This window comes from Shewanella sp. MF05913 (assembly GCF_059758095.1).
This window is the reverse complement of record NZ_JCAYNT010000004.1, coordinates 42898-61782: the sequence shown is the minus strand read 5'-3', so window position 1 is coordinate 61782 and position 18885 is coordinate 42898. Positions and strand designations below refer to the sequence as shown.

The following is an 18885-nucleotide window of genomic DNA, read 5'->3' as shown; positions in this document are numbered from 1 at the left end:
GCTTGCTTACGTTATAATCCGCGCCGAGTTGGCCAGACAGTTGCCGCGTACTTAGGTACGGGGAGGAAAGTCCGGGCTTCAAAGAGCAGGGTACCAGGTAACGCCTGGGCGGTGTGAACCGACGACAAGTGCAACAGAGAGGAGACCGCCATTTTGGCTTCGGCTAAAAATGGTAAGGGTGAAAGGGTGCGGTAAGAGCGCACCGTGCGGCTAGCAATAGTTCGTAGCAAGGTAAACTCTACCCGAAGCAAGACCAAATAGGGTTCCATTACTTTAAATAGTATATGCGCTGCTCGCGTAGGAACCGGGTAGGTTGCTTGAGCCTGTGAGCGATTGCAGGCCTAGATGAATAACTGTCCACGACAGGACCCGGCTTATCGGCCAACTCACCTCTTTATATGAAAGGCCTCGCAGTAATGCGAGGCCTTTTGTTATTTATGGGCTACAGCCTGAAGAATCGTAACAACAAATAACTGTCCACTCCGTGCTCAACTAGGGGGTGGCGGCTTATCGGTCAACGCACCTCTTTATAAAGAAAGGCCTCGCAGTAATGCGAGGCCTTTTGTTATTTATGGGCTACAGCCTGAAGAATCGTAACAACAAATAACTGTCCACTCCGTGCTCAACTAGGGGATGGCGGCTTATCGGTCAACGCACCTCTTTATAAAGAAAGGCCTCGCAGTAATGCGAGGCCTTTTGTTATTTATGGGCTACAGCCTGAAAAATCGTAACAACAAATAACTGTCCACTTCGAGCTCAACTAGGGCATATCGGCCAACGCATCTCTTTATATTTATTCGCAAAAACCTCATCAATTATTACGTTTAATTAACAAGCATCACAAATGTAAATTATCAAAATGATAATAGTTGTCATTAGCGTTTGGTGCTATATTGCCGCCAAATTTTAGTGTTGTCGTTGAGAGTGTTATGCAATTTAATATGGTTAATCTTGGGTTGTTCAGCCTACTGTTACCTGTAATGAGTGTCAGTGCTAATGAGCCTGTTACTCCTACCGAGTCAGCAGAATCAATCGAAAAAATTACTGTAATGGGCCGTGCGCAAACCTTTTATCGAGAGTCTTCTAGCTCAGTAGGCACTAAAGTTGAAACCGATATGATGGATTTGCCGCAATCGGTACAAGTGCTAAATGAACAGCTGATTGTTGACCAGGCCGCTCGTGAAATTACCGATTTATATCGTTCTATCGCAGGGGTAAGTGCTTATAGTTACTCTGGCGTAACTTTTCGTGGTTTTCGTGATGATAGCAACGTGTTTTATGACGGTGTACGTGGTGACCCATTCTCTGGTTTTGGGGTGCCACAGTTATTCAACGTTGAACGTGTCGAAGTATTAAAAGGCCCTGCGGCAGCGCTATACGGCGGTGGAGAACCAGGGGGCATGATTAATTATGTCACCAAAAAACCAAGCTTTGAGCAAGACACTGAAGTGACATTTACCGCGGGTAACGACGACAGAGTGGGTGGCTCGATTGATTCTAAAGGCGGCTTAACCGATAACATCGCTTATCGTTTAGGTGGTTTTTATGAGCAAAAAGACAGTTTTCGTAATAATGCCGATTCCGAAAATACCGAATTAACGGGCGGATTGTTATTCCAACTTAATGATGACACTGCATTAACCACCACCATTGACTTCATCAAACAAGATTTGGGTGGTAGCCGCTTACGTGGTGTGCCAGTTGATGATAACGGTAATTTTTTAGTCGACCCAAGTTACAACGCCAATGAAGCATCTGATTACCAAGATTTAGAGGCCACAGTATTACAAGCACAATTACAGCACTTTTTTAGTGATAACTTTAGTGTTGATACTACAGTGCGATATGTTGATAACGAGCGTGTTCAAGGTTATCACGAGTCGCAAGGTTGGGTTGATGTTAATGGCGACGGTGAAGCCAACGTTGATGATGAAACCATTAAACGTGAATATCGAAAGCAATACCGCGCGAATCAAGAAGTGAGTGTCACCACCGATTTTGTTTATCGCCTAGATAGCACAATTAAACAAACGGTATTGTTTGGTGCAGATTACCATCATGTAGACAGCGATTATGATTATTGGCGTGCTCGTTATGAGGCTGATGGTGTCGCAAATCTGAATATATTTGATTTAAATTATGGTGAAAGCGATCCAGCAGATTACACCTTAACAGATCAAAATCGTGATGGTGAAAAAACCGAGCGCATGGGTTTTTATGCTCAAGACCAAATAAACCTAACAGATAACTGGTTGTTGCTGGTTGGCCTACGTTACGATCATTTTAATGATTATGACAAAGAGAGCGGTTTTGAATTTAGCGACGATCATGTGTCGCCACGTGCTGGAGTTGTGTATAAATACTCGTCAGATACCTCATTTTATGTGAACTACTCTGAAAGCTTTAACCCCACCTCTATTGGCGATCAAGAAGATGCCAGTGCAGATGGCGGTTTGGCCCCAGAAATCGGTGAGCAAGTGGAGATAGGGGTTAAAAACCAGTGGTTTGATGGCAGCGTGATGACCACATTAGCAGCGTATCAAATCACTAAAAAAGATGTGGCCATGAGCAATCCTGACGACACCGGTGTCGACGATGGCATTGCGGCACTCGTTAGCTTAGGCGAGGTTGAAAGCAAAGGGCTTGAGTTTACCTTAGTGGGCGACATTACTGCCGACTGGACCATTATGGCCAATTACGCCTATAACGACGCACATGTAACCCAGGGCGATGTAGGAGACACATATGCTGACGGCAGCAAATTTGTCAATGCGCCGCGACATCAAGCGGGTTTATGGACCCGGTATGATATCGACAGTTTGCAGTCGGCAATTGCTTTTGGTGCTGATTACGTCAGTGAGCAGGTTAGTGATGACGATCAAATAGTCAAGCCTTACACTGTGTTCGACATGAGCTGGACCACGACATGGCAACAAACCCAGTTTCAGCTGAATGTGAAAAATCTATTTGATAAAGAATATGCTATTAGTGGATTCTCAGAGCGTAATGGCCACTTCCCTGGTGCGCCAAGAGAAGTGGTCTTGCAGGTGTCACATCACTTTTAGTTCGATATTGAAATTTACACAGCTTGTTTAATAACGAAAATATTTTGGGAGTGAATTTAATTTCACTCCCATTTTTATTCATGCTGTAAAATATTTATATGATAACGATTAAAAACTGGCTTTTACGCCAAGATTAATAGTCGTACCTAAGGATTTTGTGTTGTAACCACCGTATGTATAAGCTTGCGAGCGTGCAGAAAAGTAATCTTCATTAAGTAAATTTTCTACCCCAAGCGAAAGCTGCCATTGGTTAAGCTGATAACTACTTGATAGGTTCACTACGCTGTAATGCTCTATTGGACCTTGAGCGCCTACATATTGGTCATTAATTTTTTCAAAGCGATTACGATCGCCAACATAAATATAATTAATGCCCAAATTGATTTCGTCGTTTGCTTGCCAATTTACATAGCTTGTAAATTTGGGCGCCGATATTGTGCTGCCATCAAGGTACACATCTGCTTCTGTGTCTTTACCTTCAATCCAGCTATAGCTTAAGCCTGTGCTGATATCTTCGGTTACGCTATAGTCAAACTGTGCTTCATACCCCCATATTTTCTGGGGGGCTCGCACGGGTAAATACACACCTGTGGTCGCATCAAAACTGTTACTGGTGCCTAGTTCAGATTGGCTACGATAGGCGGCAACTTCATAACGTAAGTCACCCATTTGACCCGAAACCCCTACTTCGTAGTTATCAACAATCGATGCCTCTGTGCGGATCAAATTGATGTCATTGACTGTTGCAGTCCTTAATAGTCGACCTAAATCCGAAATATCTGCGCCTTGAGAAAAACTCATAAACGGACTAAATGCATTGTTTAAATTATAACGAAGTCCAATGTTGTAGGTCGTTGAGTCATAAGCTAAATCACCACCCGCGACGTCAAAAGGCACTGAGCAAGTGCTTTCTGTGCTACATAATTTTAAGGTTTGGTAATCATCAACGGTTAAGTCAACACTGTCTTGTCGAATACCGGCTTTGATTATCCAATCTTCAGCGATGACAAATTTTGTTTGTAAATAAAAGGCCAAATTTTTCATGTCCATCTCTGGCACCCAAATTCGGCCATCTTCTAGCGGTTGTGAGCTGATGTCCTCGAGTGCATCAAGTCCATAAATAAACGTCGACTCAATATTATCCCAATCTACTTGGCTGACGAAGTTAACTCGCATGCCCTTTTTTTCTGACTTGATTAATGACTGTCCACCGGTATAGCCTTCACTCAAATTTGCTAGTGCTGTTGAATAAAAAAACATATTTTCTATTTTTTGTACGTAACCATCTAAGGTTAATTGAGTGTTGTTAAAAATGTCTTGGTCTACATATTTCAGCATCAAGTTGTGATTACCACGTGGACCTTGTGGTACACCTTGTTTAGCGATGCCAGTGGTATTTTTAATCGCGTAGGTTTTAAAGCCTGAGTTGACGCTGCCAATCACATCGATTAAGTCCGCGTCTTGTTGAGCTTCATAGTAGTTGTAAGTTAATTTAATCGACTTATCGTCATCAAATTGGTAACCGAGTTTAGTAAAAAAGTTATTCGATTCGGTTTCTGATAAACCATAAACTAAGCCAATAATGTCACCTTCAGCGTCACGTTCAACCCCTGTTTTTTCCGTAATAGCACTAAACACATAACTAAAATCGTCAAGGGTTCCATCGATTGAGGTATCAACTCTGTATCCCGCACTGTCTTGCAACTTGACGGCGCTAAATTTACTCGAAACCCCCACTTTGACTCGTGCTTTATCCTCGCTAGCGTGTTTTGTGATGTAGTTAATTATCCCGCCTGATGCGCCATTACCGTAGATGGAAGTAGAGCCTTTAATCACCTCAATTCGTTCAATAACGCCAGCATCGATAGAGCTGATATCTAATTGACCATTACGCAGCGGTGTGGACTGTGGTACTCCGTCGATGAGGACTAATGCTGCACGACCGCGTAAGTTTTGCCCTGAGTTACTTGAAGTACCAGTACTAGGTGCCAGTCCGGGCACCCGAAAAGCCAATAGGTTTTGTAGTTCAGTGGTAATTAGCATATCTTGTGATAAAGCTTGCTGGTCAATTAACGTCACTGATGAAGGGACTTCATCTATTCGCTCGGCCAAACGGCTACCCGTAACGATCATTCTTTCCATTGATGTTACGGGTTGAATCTCATCTGCAGCAACATAGGTGGGTAAGGCAAGTAAACAAAGCGCGTAACGTGTAGCGGTCGAAAGTTGAGTCAGTTTAAACATCACTTATAATCCATTAGTGTAAAAATCCTGGTGATGATATTAGTTATCATTTGTATTTGCATATAATTTACAAATACAATCAGATCTTTACAAATTAGCTCATGATTAAATGGCTATGATTGAGATGAAAGTGTGCAACTGGCTTTATCGTAGCGTTACTAACAGAATTAAAAATGTTCTTTAACCTGGAAGCGAAATTCCCATGAATTAATGTCGTTACCCGATGTCATTGGCATGGCAATATCAATGTGGGCAACGTTGCCGTAACTCGATTTTGATGAGTATAATCTTGCACCTATACCAATGCTACCAATAGGGCCGCTGACTTCATTTTGCTGATCTGGGCCGCCAGAAGCTTGACCTATATCGGCAAACAGTGCCCAGCCTAATTCTGCTAATTGATATAAATTGATATTAGGGTAATAACGGATTTCGCTGGTAAATAACCATTGATTATCACCATGTTGATAATCGTTAGGATAACCTCGTACACCCGTCTCGTCTCCTAACGCAAAGGTTTGGTCGAGGTAGTTATTGTGTGATGTAGCGACTCTAGCTTTAGAGTAGGCAGTCCATTTAGGGTTTATTTGATGGAAGTATTCTGCCGATAAACCCACATTATAAAAGTCTTGTTGACCTGTTTGTATGTCAGTTCTGCCAGTTAAACTCATTAGCAGTAATTGATTATCTTGCTGCCAACCACGGGTGGTCAATACATTTAAGTGATAACCCAGCGCTGAACTGTCGGCAACATCATTGGTTTCTAGGCCAAGGGTGACCACATGGCGCCAGCCTAGGTTAAAGTCTTCGTTGTTATTGATTAAGTGAATGTTATTGAGCACGGTGTACTGGTCTTGTAAGTATTCGTAACTTAGCCACGGGTAAATAAAATCGCGGTCTAACGGCAGTGGTGAATCAGGATAGATATCAAGGTTATTAAACAGGTGCTGTTCTTGTGTTACGCCAACACTGATGCGCTGTAAGTAATCGGCTTGTCTATCGACTAACCTGCCAAAACCGATATTGGCATAATCGATAATATGCTCAAATTCGTAAATGTCTTTGCCATTTTGTCTAATGGTGTCAATGCGAGTGTCGGTTGACCACGCTGCGCCATACATATCTTTGGTGTCTAAGGCGTAAAAGGGTTTATTAAAGGCTAGCGCAGAGGCCTGGCCGTCGCTGTTATCATAAAAATCAACGGCAATATTGCCATGTTTAACCCATCTCACTGGCGCATCAAAGGCAAATTTATAACCGGTTCTGTCGGCACTTGATTGGTATTTTATTTTGGTTTGTACGCCTAAACCCAGTAAGTTATCTTCTTTAATCCCGAACGAGTATTTGGTATCGCCACCGTTTTTACTCAAACTTACCGTGGGCAATAGCGACCAGTTGTCCCAGGTCTCTACTAATACTACGTCTTCAACATTGTCTTCGGCGAGCGGGTCTTTGCGCGCGATATTAATTTCGGCATCGCGAATATAAGGCTCATAACGCAGTAGACGTTGCGCTTCATGGAGATCTTTTTCGGTGATTTTATCGCCTTCTTCAAAACTTAAGCTATTGAGAATGGTCGATTCTTGGGTGTTGATGTGTAAGTAATTAGCCCAACGATGGAGAAAAATAGCGTCAGGGGCTGACTCATCAAAAATAGGGTGGCTGACAATGACGATACTAGCGACCTTGTCGACATCATGTTTGTTCACTGTCGATACAGCGGGTGGGTTTTCCACCGGCTCATCATTAGCGCTGGCGCTAGTGTGAGAGAGCAAAATGACGAAAAAACCGGCTGCCATTACAGATCTTGGCATAAATTCGTCCTCAATATTATTTTTGTTATATGTCACGGACACGTAAAACGTTAAATTAGTGTAAGTAAAATGAGGCGTTTGCGTTATCGCTTGCCTTAATAACACACTTGAATGAGACAATAGTCAATGATTAATGCCATTGCGCGTGAGTAAATGATCTCTCAGCGAGAATTTAAAAGGGCTTAAACAAGGCGTATGACTGAATAAATAGTTGTTCTCTTTCGAAGTCATGCAACGCAGTGTAAGCCCTTTTAAAACTCGCCTGAAAGGAATGCCCCAGCGGCTTTTGCTTTGCGTTCTCGCTATTTGAAAGGGAACAACCATTACTACATAGCGACGCCTTAATCAAAAACCGCTGGATGCATTCTGAGTGGTCACTTATTAATGCGGAATGGTATAACGTATGTTTTTATATTCAACGCAAAAGAAAAGGGCTGCACATTATGCAGCCCTTGTATTTGCAGTCTTTCGATAACAACGATGAATAAGATTTACAATGAACGGCGCGGCGGTACTACAACGTTTGCAAAAATCAGCCCCGCAATTAACGACATAAAAATCAGAAAAATTTGCGAGCCTAAATGTGCTTGGTTAAGCATAGTTTCACCGGAGATAAGGGCGTTTAAACCAATGTAGGTTTTACTGCCAGGCACCAAAATAACAATCCCTTGCAGTAAGGCTATCGATACCGGAGCTTTCATCCAACGTGCATATAAGTTGGAGTAAATACCAACGGCCAATGCACCAACAAAAATACCAATGGATTCACCTAAATAAATCCCCCCAAGCATTGCCGAGAAAAAGGCCACAATACCGGCAAACACGCCCCATGGAGAGTCTTTAAGGCGCGCTTTAAAAATAATCACCAATGACATCGACAATAATGGCACCGCAGACCATATAGCCCAGCGAGGTAAGGGGATAGGGTCAATATAGGTGACATCACCAAATATCGCTTTACCAATGGTCATGCCGAGTACCGCACCAAAATACAGTTTAAATAACTGCATTACCGCATCCATAATACGTGCTGTACCAGAGATTAAATCGCGCGCCGCCAGTTCTGCTAAACCTAAGGTAAGGGCTAAGCCCGGCACAAAAATAATGATCCCCGATAAAATGGTCACTGGCAAATTAATGCTCGGGTCAAATTGCGAGATGGCCGTGGCTAAAATTGCGCACATTACTGCTGCCATAGGTTCGAGCATTTCAGCTATGCGCTTTGAGCGTTCGGCCCAAAATACCAAGCTATAAACTAATAAGCCTAGAATGGCAGACCAAAAAACATCATGCCAACCGGTGCCCATTAACATAGCAAACGCCCCAGCACTTGAGCCAAAGGCTAGCAGTGTCAGTTTATGGCCATAAGGGTTAGGTTTGTTGGCAATTTCTTCTAGACGCTCCAGTGCTTCTTGTAAGGTGCGCTGGCCTGAACTGAGCTCTTCAACTAATTCAAAAGTTCGTGCCAATGAGCCCAAATCAAGTTCGCCAGGTTTAACTCGCGCTACGTGGTTATACTCTTGCTCAGTGTCATGTTGCAGTACAAAAGTCATCGAAGTGGGCGATATTAAAAAATAACCTTCAATGCCTAGCGTGCTACATACTGTTTGCAGGTGGGATTCTAAGCGATACGCCGGCGTACCAAACTTATGCAGGTACTTTCCTAACTTAATGATAAATCTGCGTTTTTCTAAAAAATCCTGATTATCCACTGGGCAGTAGTCACTCTTATTGAAGTATTGAGGTTATTTTGGCGCGAATATTAACCGATAAGGTCGTGTGTTTATAGCCAAACTGATTCAAAATGTGGTTTTAGCTTATATTAGCATTGTGATATTAAATGCTGATGTCAAAATAATAATATAGTCGAATTAAGGATTAAGGCATGACATTAATGATTTCGGGATTATACGCAGGGTTAACTGCACTATTGTTACTTGGGTTAGCTTATAAAGTGGTTAAGCTACGTCGATTGAATAAAATTGGCATTGGTGATGGCGGTAACCAGGAGTTATCACTTGCCATTCGCGCACACGGCAACTTAGTTGAAAACGCTCCAGTAGTCATGGTGTTATTGGTGTTAGCTGAGCTTAACGGTATGCCAGATTATCTTTTACACATATTTGGAACCGTGTGGATAGTGGCGCGCTTATTACATGCTATTGGGCTTAACCAGGGCAAAGGTGGACTTCATTTTGGCCGTTTTTGGGGTGTATTAATGACCTGGCTAGTACTATTAAGTTTAGCCGTTGCTAATATTGGCTTCTTTTTAGGTCTGTAGCTGTCTAATACGTGGTGATACGCGCTTATCACCACTTTTTATAAGGTTAATTATTGATAAAATATTTCACTTTTGCTGCTTTTTTAGTCACACTTAGTGCCACTGTACTGCTATAATCCGCGTCCGTTAAATTCAGCTTTAGGCTGAGATTATCATCGGATCAGTGAGACTGATTTTCCCCATTTATGTAGGTCATATACATGCAAGTTGAGTCAACGTTATTTAATTATCCAAAGTTTTGGGCGCATAGCTTCGGAACAGCACCTTTTTTACCCATGTCTCGCAAAGAGATGGATATTTTAGGCTGGGATAGTTGCGATATTATTGTCGTAACAGGCGATGCGTATGTGGACCATCCAAGTTTTGGTATGGCGGTGATTGGGCGGATGTTAGAGGCCCAAGGTTACCGTGTGGGGATTATTTCTCAGCCTGATTGGTCAAATAAAGAAGACTTTATGCAGCTTGGCCGTCCTAACCTGTTTTTTGGGGTGACAGCTGGCAACATGGATTCAATGATTAACCGCTACACAGCAGACCGCAAGTTACGTCATGACGACGCTTACACCGCTGGTGATATTGGCGGCAAGCGCCCAGATCGTGCCGTAACCGTATACACCCAGCGCTGTAAAGAAGCCTTTAAAGAAGTGCCTGTTGTCATTGGTGGTATTGAAGCCAGTTTGCGCCGTATTGCTCATTATGATTATTGGTCTGATAAAGTGCGTCGCAGTGTGATTTTTGACGCCAAAGCCGATATTTTAATTTACGGCAACGCCGAGCGTCCATTAATGGAAGTGGCTCGTCGTATTGCTGCAGGTGAAGCGATTAGCGACATTGACGATGTTCGTGGTACGGCTGTGATGCGTAAAGACCCTATGCCGGGTTGGCGTGGTATGGATTCGCGTAAAATAGACCAACTGCATAAAATTGAACCCTTGCCGAGTCCTTATGGTGCTGACGATGTGGGTTGTAGTAATTTATCTGGGCCAACAGACAACAAAATTTTTGATAACGATGCGCCAAAGCCCATTAGTATTCAGCCACCTCGTCCTAAGCCATGGGAAAAAACCTATGTGCTATTGCCTGCTTACGACAAAGTCAGCGAAGATAAATATTTGTATGCGCATGCCTCGCGTATTTTGCACCAAGAGCAAAATCCAGGTTGTGCTCGCGCGCTGTTTCAACCGCATGATGCAAACCGTGGTGTATGGGTAAACCCGCCTGCGTGGCCATTAAACACTGACGAGATGGACGCGGTATTCGACTTGCCTTATCAGCGTATTCCGCATCCGATGTATGGCAAAGAAAAAATCCCTGCTTACGATATGATTAAGACTTCAATCAATATCATGCGTGGGTGTTTTGGTGGCTGTTCATTCTGTTCGATTACCGAACATGAAGGGCGTATTATTCAAAGTCGCTCGCAAGAGTCGATTATTAAAGAAATTAAAGACATTCAAGAAAAAGTGCCTGGGTTTACCGGCGTTATTTCTGACCTAGGCGGCCCAACAGCTAACATGTACCGTTTAGGTTGTACTAGCGAAAAAGCGGAAAAAACCTGTCGTCGTTTGTCGTGCGTATTCCCATCGATTTGTGGCCATTTAGGCACAGACCATAAACACACCATCGACTTATACAAAGCAGCACGTGAAGTACCAGGCATTAAAAAAGTATTAATCGCTTCGGGTGTTCGTTACGATTTGGCTATCGAAAACCCAGAATATATTAGAGAGTTAGCTAAACATCATGTGGGTGGTTATTTAAAAATCGCCCCTGAACATACCGAAGAAGGCCCACTCAGTAAAATGATGAAGCCAGGTATGGGAACCTATGACAAGTTTAAAGAACTGTTTGATAAGTTTTCTAAGGAAGCCGGTAAAGAGCAATTCTTAATTCCGTATTTTATTTCGGCACATCCAGGCACCACAGATGAAGATATGGTTAACCTTGCGCTATGGTTAAAAGGACAGAAGTTTAAACTTGACCAAGTACAGAACTTTTATCCATCGCCAATGGCTAACGCCACGACCATTTATCATACCGAACTTAACTCATTGAAAAACGTTAAGCATGATAGTGAACAAGTGACAGTACCGAAAAAAGGTCGCCAACGTAAATTGCATAAATTCTTATTACGTTATCATGATCCTGCAGGCTGGCCGATGATCCGTGAAGCCTTAGTGGCGATGGGCAAAGAGTCGCTTATTGGTAATGGGCCAAATCATTTAGTGCCACCAGAAACTCGTAATGAGCAAAGTAAAGTGAAGTGGGGCCAAAAGCCTGCTGCTAAAGCTAAAGACCAAGGTGGTCAAAAAGCCATGACTCGTTTTTCTGCTGATCAATTTGAAGACCGCAAAGGCGCGTCAAAAGCAGATAAAACCAAAGCCAAACCCGCAGGACAAAAATCTAAAGCAGCGGTAAAAAGCACTGGCCAGCCAGCAAACGCCACAGGGGCTAAACGTCCGGCCAAAACCGGTTGGGCAACCAAGTCTAAATACGCGAAATAGTCAGTTAGCTTTATCGCGCGATAAACACTAAACCCGCATTTATGCGGGTTTAGTGTATCTACTATCCCGAGTTGAGGTTATCTAGTCCTCCATACGTAAAGCGTGTACTCTGTGTGCAAGAATAAATATCAATAAGCAAAGGATCAGCATCATGGCTAAAACGAGTACATTACGTGGTTACTTCACTAGCGCATTAGTATGTAGCGCGGCATTAATTGCCTTCCCAAGTAACGCGGCTAACTCAGTGCAGCAACAACAGTTTTTTGAAGCAATAACTGCTCTTTGTGGCCAAGCCTTTGCCGGTAAAATTACTGCTGGTGGCAGTGAAGATGATGGCTTTAGTGGCAAAACACTGATTATGCATGTGCGCGAATGTAACGATAAGCAGTTAAAAATTCCATTTCATGTCGGCGAAGATCATTCACGTACTTGGGTCATCACCCAAACCGACACGGGCTTACAGTTAAAACACGACCATCGCCATAAAGACGGCTCTGAAGACAAGGTCACTATGTACGGTGGCGACACTCGCGATGTCGGTACCGCCAATATGCAATCGTTTCCAGTGGATGATGAGTCGATAGTCAATTTTAAACAAAATGGTCTAGATCAATCGGTCACCAATGTGTGGCAGATGATGATTGAAGCACATACGTTTACTTATCGTTTAACACGCGAAAATCGTGATTTTAAAGTGGAATTTGATTTAACCAAACCTGTTGCGTTACCACCAGTACCATGGGGACATAAGTAAACTCCATTAGGTACGTCTTCCCGGCAATGCTTTGAGCCGGGACCCAGGTGTTAGTTTTTGTTGTTTTGCTTATGGCCTGCGGCCACTAACGTCGTGGCGCTTCGCCCACATCAGAGTATGGATAAACGTTACTCTGGTTCAAATAAACTCCATTAGTTACGTCTTCCCGGCAATGCTTTGAGCCGGGATCCAGGTGTTTGTTTTTGTTGTTTTGCTTTATGGCCTGCGGCCACTAACGTCGTGGCGCTTCGCCCACACCAGAGTATGAATAAACGTTACTCTGGTTCAAGTAAACTCCATTAGTTAAGTCTTCCCAGCAATGCTTTTGAGCCGGGATCCAGGTGTTATTTTTTGTTATTTTACTTATGGTCTGCGGCCACTAACGCTTAAGATCGCAAGGTTCCACCCTGCACGGGCCAAAAGGGGATCAACAGCAATCCCCTCTTGGATCACCTGTGCCGTTCCGGCAACATTTTCGCTTTTTAACCAAACAACAGCAGCGAAAAAATTGCGACGGAAAATTATCGAGCTTTTTACCGTGTTTGTAGCCTGCTTCAGCCACCTCTTTATGGTAAAGAATGAAAATGCTAACGCTTCAGATGGGGCGTCCATTCCATCACATTGACTATCTTGTTTACTCGAACTACCTGATGTACTGTCTAAAAAAGTGTTGGTGGATGGGAAATCATGAAAGTGTTAGTTGATGATGAGAGTTATCTAGATATTTTGTTTGAAAAACATCTTGGCTCGCATAAACACTTTAATCATATCGAATTTGAGGACTGTCAGTTTGTAGACTGTGATTTCTCCGAAACTCAGTTCAAAAATTGTAAATTCCTTAATTGTATATTTGAACGATGTAATTTCAGCTTGGTTGACCTTTCTAATTCAAAGCTGTTTGAAGTTAGGTTTCAAGATAGCAAATTAATCGGTGTTGATTGGGCGAAAGCTGAATGGGCTATATACCACTTAGATTTTGAACTTAACTTTACGCGTTGTATTTTGAATGACTCATCATTTTTTGGGCTTAAATTGCACGAGTTAGTCTTGGATGAATGTAAGTTACATGATGTTGACTTTCGCGAGGGTGACTTTACTAATTCATCAATGACTTATTGTAACTTTAGGCATAGTTTATTTATGAGAACAAATTTACAAGGGGTCGATTTCAGTGACTCAGAAGAATACGTTATTGATGTGTTTGAAAATAATGTGAAAAAGGCACGATTTTCAAGGAGCGAAGCACTGAGTCTATTGGACAGTTTAGGTGTTGAACTCGTTGACTGAAAGTCTGACTGACGTTTAAGACGAGTTTCGAACGCTTAGTGGAATTAACATAGTTAACCAACACAATTGATTTAATATTCAATACTTTACTCGCTGTACGCTTATAGTACTAGATGTATGCCTCTTGTATTAGAGGCACTTCTTATTTTGAATCATGTTGTTTAAATCTTTATTGATATTTTACCTCCAGACACGCAAGAGGTTAGATCGAAGAGAGATAATGACAGGTGTAGATGAGTCAGCGAGTGTCCAAAACAGGGATGTTTTGGTTAAGCCCACATGGAGGTGCTTGCGGCGTCTCGCTTAATCATCTTCACGGAGCCTGCTGCAGGCAATAAGTAATAATGAATTTGGGGTTTTAAAGAAGCAACCCAATACCAATAAGGTCAGATTAAGCAAGTATGTGAGCTGCCTTTTTACAAAAGAGCTAGCAAGACGAATTAACTCACCTAAAACAATTCAGGCTGCCAATGGCAGCCTGAATGCTCTGTAAGCTACGAGTACAAAGTCGTAGTATGAGTTAGTTACTACTTACTATCAAACGTAAACGATTGACCTGCTAAGGCTGCTTCAAACATCAATCCGCCTTTAGCTGCGGTGAAAATAGCCATACCATTAATGTATTTAGCAGCCGCATTATGGTTGCTGCCCGCTTGACCTGCGCCTGCTGAATTACCCGTGGTGCCAACTTGGGCACTAGCACCTAAATTAATTGCCACAGCTGAAGCTTGGGCGCTAAATTCAAAACTACCACTGGTAAATTCGTTATAGGCTTTAGCGTCTTTAAAAAAGATAATTTCGCTATAGGCTTGGCCGCCTAATTGAAAACCAATCGATAACTGCGTAAGGGTTGAGTCACCCATGTGGCTACCAGCTTGATAGACTCGGCCATTGCCATAAGCGGCACCAATACCTATGCCGCCTTTAGCAACGGTAGGGAAAATAGCATAACCATAAGCTGAATTAAAAAAGTGCTGCGTTTCAGTGGCTTTTTTAAAGTTATTTTCGGCTTCTACATAGGTGTTGTCATTTGCGAAGCTAGGTAATGAAAACGCTAAGCTAAATAACACTAATATGCTTGAAAAAAATAGATTTGTTGGACGTTGCATAAATCACCTCATTGACATCATTGTCACTCTATATCCATCTAGATTACCAATACCGATAGATAGGCGCGAGTTAATTAACGTTTATACTTGCGCACAGGTAGACTGAGATCAAACAAACCCTATTCTCATGTGTTGTAGGTGCAATTGGTTGCAATCGCATCCAGATGCATAAGCGGCTATATGATGGACTCATTTTGACGCTTGCGCTCATGACGGTTTGATACGCCTTCTGGCGGTAAGCCTGGAGCGGGCTTGCGTTCAGCAAGTAAATGTTTAATGGCCATAATTGGGTGGGGTAATAACATTCTTGGGCCTGCAAAAAGCATAATCTCACGAGCTTTTTGTTTCATGTGAGGCTTGTAGCAATGTACCGGACATTTATTGCAGGTTGGTTTATCTTGGCCATATGGGCAGCGGTCTAGGCGGGTATTGGCATAACTTAAAAATTCACAACATTGCTCGCACACACCGTGCGATGGTTTCATCGGGTGGTGCGCTTTACAGTAAATAGTGACCATGGCTTCAATGGTGCGAAATTCAAACAGTAACTGGCCTGTGAGTAATTCTGTGTCGCTCATGGTAATACCTTAGTAAATTAGTCTGGTATTGTGAGTTTATGCGGCAAAATAACCGCTGACAAATTCGCATTCGCTAATTATGAATTCAAACACAAAACTAAGGTTGAGTGTGTTATTGATCGCAAAAATGGCTTAAATGATCAGTGATTTGGCGGTAATGGATAGCTTGTTACAGTTTAAAGTGGATAAACACTTGATTTTATAGCACAGATTGAAATAATAATGACTGGTGCTTAAAAAATAATCGCACTCGAATATTCACAGCGAAAAAATGATATTAATATCGTAAAAATGGCTCACAACCCATGAGTGTGAGTAACATGGAATCCATGCGTGTTTGCGCATAACCAGCAAGGTGGACGCCTAATGCTAATAAAGATCTTTTTAGTTGTCATATTGGTTGTAATTGCCATGTATCTATACAGGCGCACCCAAGTAGTGGCAAAACAAGAATTAGACAAAAGTACCCGTACAACCAAAGTATCTGAAGCGCAATCAGAGGTCGCTTCGCACGCAGATACCGCGCAATCAGACTCAGTAGAGGCACCCGCAGCGGTTACCGACAGTAGTGAAGTTGACACGACAATCAACCAAGACAATGACACACCAATTGAACCAGAAATCTCTCCGGCGGAGAGTGTTGAAGTGCCAGCGGTTAAGCCTGAGATGGCTGAACCACATGAAGCCAAAGATGTCGCGCCTGCTGTAGCGCAAGCAACTCAGGCAGAAGTCACTGAGCCTGAAGCTATTGTGACTGAAGCTATTGCAACTGAAGAGATAGACACTGAAAAAGCAGAAGATTTTAAAACAGCTCAGCTTAATAAAGACGAAGCGCCAACTGCAGAACCTCAAGTAAAAGCAGATGAAAGCCAGGGGCATCAATTAAGCTTAGCAACAGTGAAAGGGGAGTGGGCCAGCGACAGCTTTGTGCAGTTAGTTGCAGCAGCAAACACCGCAAGTGATGCACAAGGTCAGCATGATGCGCTAGCGAACGTGATTAACCATTGCTATAAAATGCGTAAGCAAAGTGATTATTGCCAATACGGCGCTGCACTTAAGTTGGCTTACCTCGACTTATTCCGTGTTGTATATCAACAACACGTTGCGAATGATAATGCCCAAGATATTAAAGCTCCTGCGTTTATGCAATTATCGACATTGTTGAATGATATTGGCGAGTTTGGGCAAGCGATTAGTGTCTGCCAACAGGCGATTGAATATCACTTAACCGACGGCACCGTCACCGGATTTGAAGGCCGGATTAATCGAATTGAGAAAGCGCAAGCAAAGGCAGGCTAACTCAGTTAATACAGGGTGATGGATATCGGGTATGATAGCCATAAAGGAAGCGGACCTCGGTCCGCTTTTTTGTATTTTGTGTCCGTGAATGAATGTGAATAATGGATGCTGGTGGCTGACAGAATAAAGGTTTGGGTGACAGTGATGACTTCTTTAATAAGCAAATTACTTCTTGCTGCAATTGGGTTAAGTGTTGTGATGGGGTGCACGCGCACACCAGAATGGACACTCTTTTACGTTGCTGATAATCCGCAAAATGCCGAAATGGCGATAGCATCAGCCAACATGGTGCAAACCGAGTTCATTTTAGGTTATTACGATACGCTCGAGCAATGCCAAGCAAAAGGTTCCGGCATGTTACGTTTGCAAGGTTCATCAATGCCCGCTGCGCAAGCCTTTGTGTGCGCGCAACAATGCCAAGTAGACGACAACAAGCAACTGAATTGCCAACGCCAAGTGTTGGGAGGCGCGTTGGATGCGCTTTAAGCAAGACTTTTTTGAACAATTAGACGGCTTTTATTCGCAAGTCTATCCGCAGGGGATTCAAAATCCCCACTGGCTCGGCTGGAGCGATGACGCCGCTAAACTGATTGGTTTAGACAAACCAAATGATGATTTATTAATGCAGCTTTCGGCAAATGCTGCTGCGCCTGGTGCCAGTTATTATGCTCAAGTTTACAGTGGTCATCAGTTTGGCGGATATACCCCAAAATTAGGTGATGGTCGCTCGATTATTTTAGGTGAAGCGGTGGGGCCAAATGGTGCGTGGGATGTCGCCTTAAAAGGTGGCGGCCCAACGCCGTATTCGCGCCAAGGTGATGGCCGAGCCGTCATGCGCTCTGCAGTGCGCGAGTTTTTAGTGTCAGAGGCTCTGGCGGCATTATCTGTCCCTACAAGCCGAGCATTAGCGGTCATTGGGTCTGATTTACCGGTATGGCGCGAAAGCCAAGAGACCGCAGCGATAACCGTACGTTTAGCTAAAAGCCATATTCGTTTTGGCCATTTTGAATATTTTTGTTACAGCGAAAAAGGTGCGCCAGACAAGCTAACCCAATTGCTTAATTTTGCCATTACTCAGCATTTTCCTCATTTAACAACCGATATCGCAGGCTACAAACAATGGTTTGTCGAGGTGGTGCAATCAACAGCAAAAATGATCGCCCATTGGCAAGCTGTTGGATTTGCTCATGGGGTCATGAATACCGATAACATGTCGATTTTAGGCGATACGTTCGACTTTGGCCCGTTTGCATTTTTAGATACCTTCAAAGAAGACTTTATCTGTAATCATTCAGATCACGAGGGTCGCTATGCTTTTGGTCAGCAACCTGGTATCGGCTTATGGAATCTAAAACGCCTAGCGCAAGCGCTGACTCCGATTATTCCGTCGGATGATTTAATCGCAGCGTTAAATACTTATCAGCCGAGTTTAGTGAGCCAATATGTGAGTTTAATGCGGGCAAAATTGGGTTTTGGCTCTGGCCACAGCGTAGAGCGTGATGCGCAAACCGAGTTAGAGAAACAAGACTTACAGTTAATTAGCCAATTTACGGTGTTATTAGAAAATAACCAGTTGGACTATAGCAACAGCTTGCGCCAAATAGGCCAGATAGACATAAGCAGTCAGCACAGTTCACTTCGCGATAACATGGTTAATGTGAACGAATTTGACCGTTGGTTTCAAACTTATCAAGCCCGGGTTGGTTCAGTTGCCGATGTTACTGCCTGGCAAGGTGAGCGTAATCAGCACAATCCAAAATATATTCTACGTAATTACCTCGCCCAAGAAGCGATTATCGACATTGAAGAAAAAGGCGATAACAGCAAGCTGCTTCAATTGCAGCAACTATTAACCCGCCCGTATGATGAACAGCCCGAAATGGATGATTATGCCAAACGACCACCAGACTGGGGCCAAGGCTTAATTATGTCTTGCAGCAGTTAGTTGAA

14 protein-coding genes and 1 other RNA gene are annotated in these 18885 nt (G+C 43.1%); 9 read left to right on the top strand and 6 right to left on the bottom strand.

Annotated elements, in window-relative coordinates:
* The first annotated feature begins 24 nt into the window (after window positions 1-24).
* Window positions 25-393: RNase P RNA component class A (rnpB, locus tag AC19MV_RS07295), an RNA gene on the top strand.
* A 536-nt stretch (window positions 394-929) separates the two neighbouring features.
* The gene (locus AC19MV_RS07290) at window positions 930-3065 is read left to right on the top strand and encodes a TonB-dependent siderophore receptor (protein ID WP_498306698.1); all 2136 of its coding nucleotides are present in this window, start codon (window positions 930-932) and stop codon (window positions 3063-3065) included.
* Window positions 3066-3173: 108 nt separating this feature from the next.
* Here AC19MV_RS07290 and AC19MV_RS07285 read toward each other — a convergent pair whose 3' ends face one another.
* The 3 genes from AC19MV_RS07285 to AC19MV_RS07275 form a co-directional block, all read right to left on the bottom strand.
* The gene (locus tag AC19MV_RS07285) at window positions 3174-5309 is read right to left on the bottom strand and encodes a TonB-dependent receptor (RefSeq protein ID WP_498306696.1); all 2136 of its coding nucleotides are present in this window, start codon (window positions 5307-5309) and stop codon (window positions 3174-3176) included.
* A 167-nt stretch (window positions 5310-5476) separates the two neighbouring features.
* Window positions 5477-7123: a ShlB/FhaC/HecB family hemolysin secretion/activation protein gene (locus AC19MV_RS07280; protein WP_498306694.1), complete on the bottom strand. Its 1647-nt coding sequence runs from the start codon at window positions 7121-7123 to the stop codon at window positions 5477-5479.
* 491 nt (window positions 7124-7614) lie between these two features.
* Entirely contained in the window at window positions 7615-8835 is a 1221-nt protein-coding gene (locus tag AC19MV_RS07275; RefSeq protein WP_498298270.1) for a threonine/serine exporter family protein, read from the bottom strand.
* Window positions 8836-9008: 173 nt separating this feature from the next.
* Here AC19MV_RS07275 and AC19MV_RS07270 point away from each other — a divergent pair, with 173 nt between their 5' ends.
* The 3 genes from AC19MV_RS07270 to AC19MV_RS07260 all read left to right on the top strand — a co-directional run bounded on the left by AC19MV_RS07270 (window position 9009) and on the right by AC19MV_RS07260 (window position 12662).
* Entirely contained in the window at window positions 9009-9404 is a 396-nt protein-coding gene (locus AC19MV_RS07270) for an MAPEG family protein (RefSeq protein ID WP_498306693.1), read from the top strand.
* Between the two features lie 200 nt (window positions 9405-9604).
* Window positions 9605-11908, top strand: coding sequence for a YgiQ family radical SAM protein (locus AC19MV_RS07265; RefSeq protein WP_498306691.1), 2304 nt, complete (start codon window positions 9605-9607; stop codon window positions 11906-11908).
* A 151-nt stretch (window positions 11909-12059) separates the two neighbouring features.
* Complete coding sequence (locus AC19MV_RS07260) at window positions 12060-12662, top strand: hypothetical protein (protein ID WP_498298276.1); 603 nt, start codon at window positions 12060-12062, stop codon at window positions 12660-12662.
* 363 nt (window positions 12663-13025) lie between these two features.
* Here AC19MV_RS07260 and AC19MV_RS07255 read toward each other — a convergent pair whose 3' ends face one another.
* Window positions 13026-13274 (bottom strand): hypothetical protein, encoded by a 249-nt coding sequence (locus AC19MV_RS07255; protein WP_498306689.1) that lies wholly within the window; start codon window positions 13272-13274, stop codon window positions 13026-13028.
* A gap of 75 nt (window positions 13275-13349) precedes the next feature.
* Here AC19MV_RS07255 and AC19MV_RS07250 point away from each other — a divergent pair, with 75 nt between their 5' ends.
* Window positions 13350-13949 (top strand): pentapeptide repeat-containing protein, encoded by a 600-nt coding sequence (locus AC19MV_RS07250; RefSeq protein ID WP_498306687.1) that lies wholly within the window; start codon window positions 13350-13352, stop codon window positions 13947-13949.
* Window positions 13950-14476: 527 nt separating this feature from the next.
* On the opposite strand, the gene AC19MV_RS07245 is transcribed toward AC19MV_RS07250, so the two are convergent.
* Window positions 14477-15058: a YSC84-related protein gene (locus AC19MV_RS07245; protein WP_432400391.1), complete on the bottom strand. Its 582-nt coding sequence runs from the start codon at window positions 15056-15058 to the stop codon at window positions 14477-14479.
* Window positions 15059-15234: 176 nt separating this feature from the next.
* Entirely contained in the window at window positions 15235-15636 is a 402-nt protein-coding gene (locus AC19MV_RS07240; RefSeq protein WP_498306686.1) for a nitrous oxide-stimulated promoter family protein, read from the bottom strand.
* A gap of 366 nt (window positions 15637-16002) precedes the next feature.
* Between AC19MV_RS07240 and AC19MV_RS07235 the strand changes: the two genes are divergently transcribed.
* From AC19MV_RS07235 to AC19MV_RS07225, 3 genes are all read left to right on the top strand, one after another.
* Window positions 16003-16935 (top strand): hypothetical protein, encoded by a 933-nt coding sequence (locus tag AC19MV_RS07235; protein WP_498306684.1) that lies wholly within the window; start codon window positions 16003-16005, stop codon window positions 16933-16935.
* Window positions 16936-17079: 144 nt separating this feature from the next.
* Window positions 17080-17421: a hypothetical protein gene (locus AC19MV_RS07230; protein WP_498306682.1), complete on the top strand. Its 342-nt coding sequence runs from the start codon at window positions 17080-17082 to the stop codon at window positions 17419-17421.
* Window positions 17411-18880: a protein adenylyltransferase SelO gene (locus AC19MV_RS07225; RefSeq protein WP_498306681.1), complete on the top strand. Its 1470-nt coding sequence runs from the start codon at window positions 17411-17413 to the stop codon at window positions 18878-18880. Before AC19MV_RS07230 ends, AC19MV_RS07225 begins: the two co-directional genes overlap by 11 nt.
* The last annotated feature ends 5 nt before the right edge of the window (window positions 18881-18885 follow it).

Bases quoted from the DNA above. Each gene is read 5' to 3' on its own strand.
- AC19MV_RS07290 (WP_498306698.1), top strand. From the start codon at position 930: ATGCAATTTAATATGGTTAATCTTGGGTTGTTCAGCCTACTGTTACCT.
- AC19MV_RS07285 (WP_498306696.1), bottom strand. From the start codon at position 5,309: ATGTTTAAACTGACTCAACTTTCGACCGCTACACGTTACGCGCTTTGT.
- AC19MV_RS07280 (WP_498306694.1), bottom strand. From the start codon at position 7,123: ATGCCAAGATCTGTAATGGCAGCCGGTTTTTTCGTCATTTTGCTCTCT.
- AC19MV_RS07270 (WP_498306693.1), top strand. From the start codon at position 9,009: ATGACATTAATGATTTCGGGATTATACGCAGGGTTAACTGCACTATTG.
- AC19MV_RS07265 (WP_498306691.1), top strand. From the start codon at position 9,605: ATGCAAGTTGAGTCAACGTTATTTAATTATCCAAAGTTTTGGGCGCAT.
- AC19MV_RS07260 (WP_498298276.1), top strand. From the start codon at position 12,060: ATGGCTAAAACGAGTACATTACGTGGTTACTTCACTAGCGCATTAGTA.
- AC19MV_RS07255 (WP_498306689.1), bottom strand. From the start codon at position 13,274: ATGGACGCCCCATCTGAAGCGTTAGCATTTTCATTCTTTACCATAAAG.
- AC19MV_RS07250 (WP_498306687.1), top strand. From the start codon at position 13,350: ATGAAAGTGTTAGTTGATGATGAGAGTTATCTAGATATTTTGTTTGAA.
- AC19MV_RS07245 (WP_432400391.1), bottom strand. From the start codon at position 15,058: ATGCAACGTCCAACAAATCTATTTTTTTCAAGCATATTAGTGTTATTT.
- AC19MV_RS07240 (WP_498306686.1), bottom strand. From the start codon at position 15,636: ATGAGCGACACAGAATTACTCACAGGCCAGTTACTGTTTGAATTTCGC.
- AC19MV_RS07235 (WP_498306684.1), top strand. From the start codon at position 16,003: ATGCTAATAAAGATCTTTTTAGTTGTCATATTGGTTGTAATTGCCATG.
- AC19MV_RS07230 (WP_498306682.1), top strand. From the start codon at position 17,080: ATGACTTCTTTAATAAGCAAATTACTTCTTGCTGCAATTGGGTTAAGT.
- AC19MV_RS07225 (WP_498306681.1), top strand. From the start codon at position 17,411: ATGCGCTTTAAGCAAGACTTTTTTGAACAATTAGACGGCTTTTATTCG.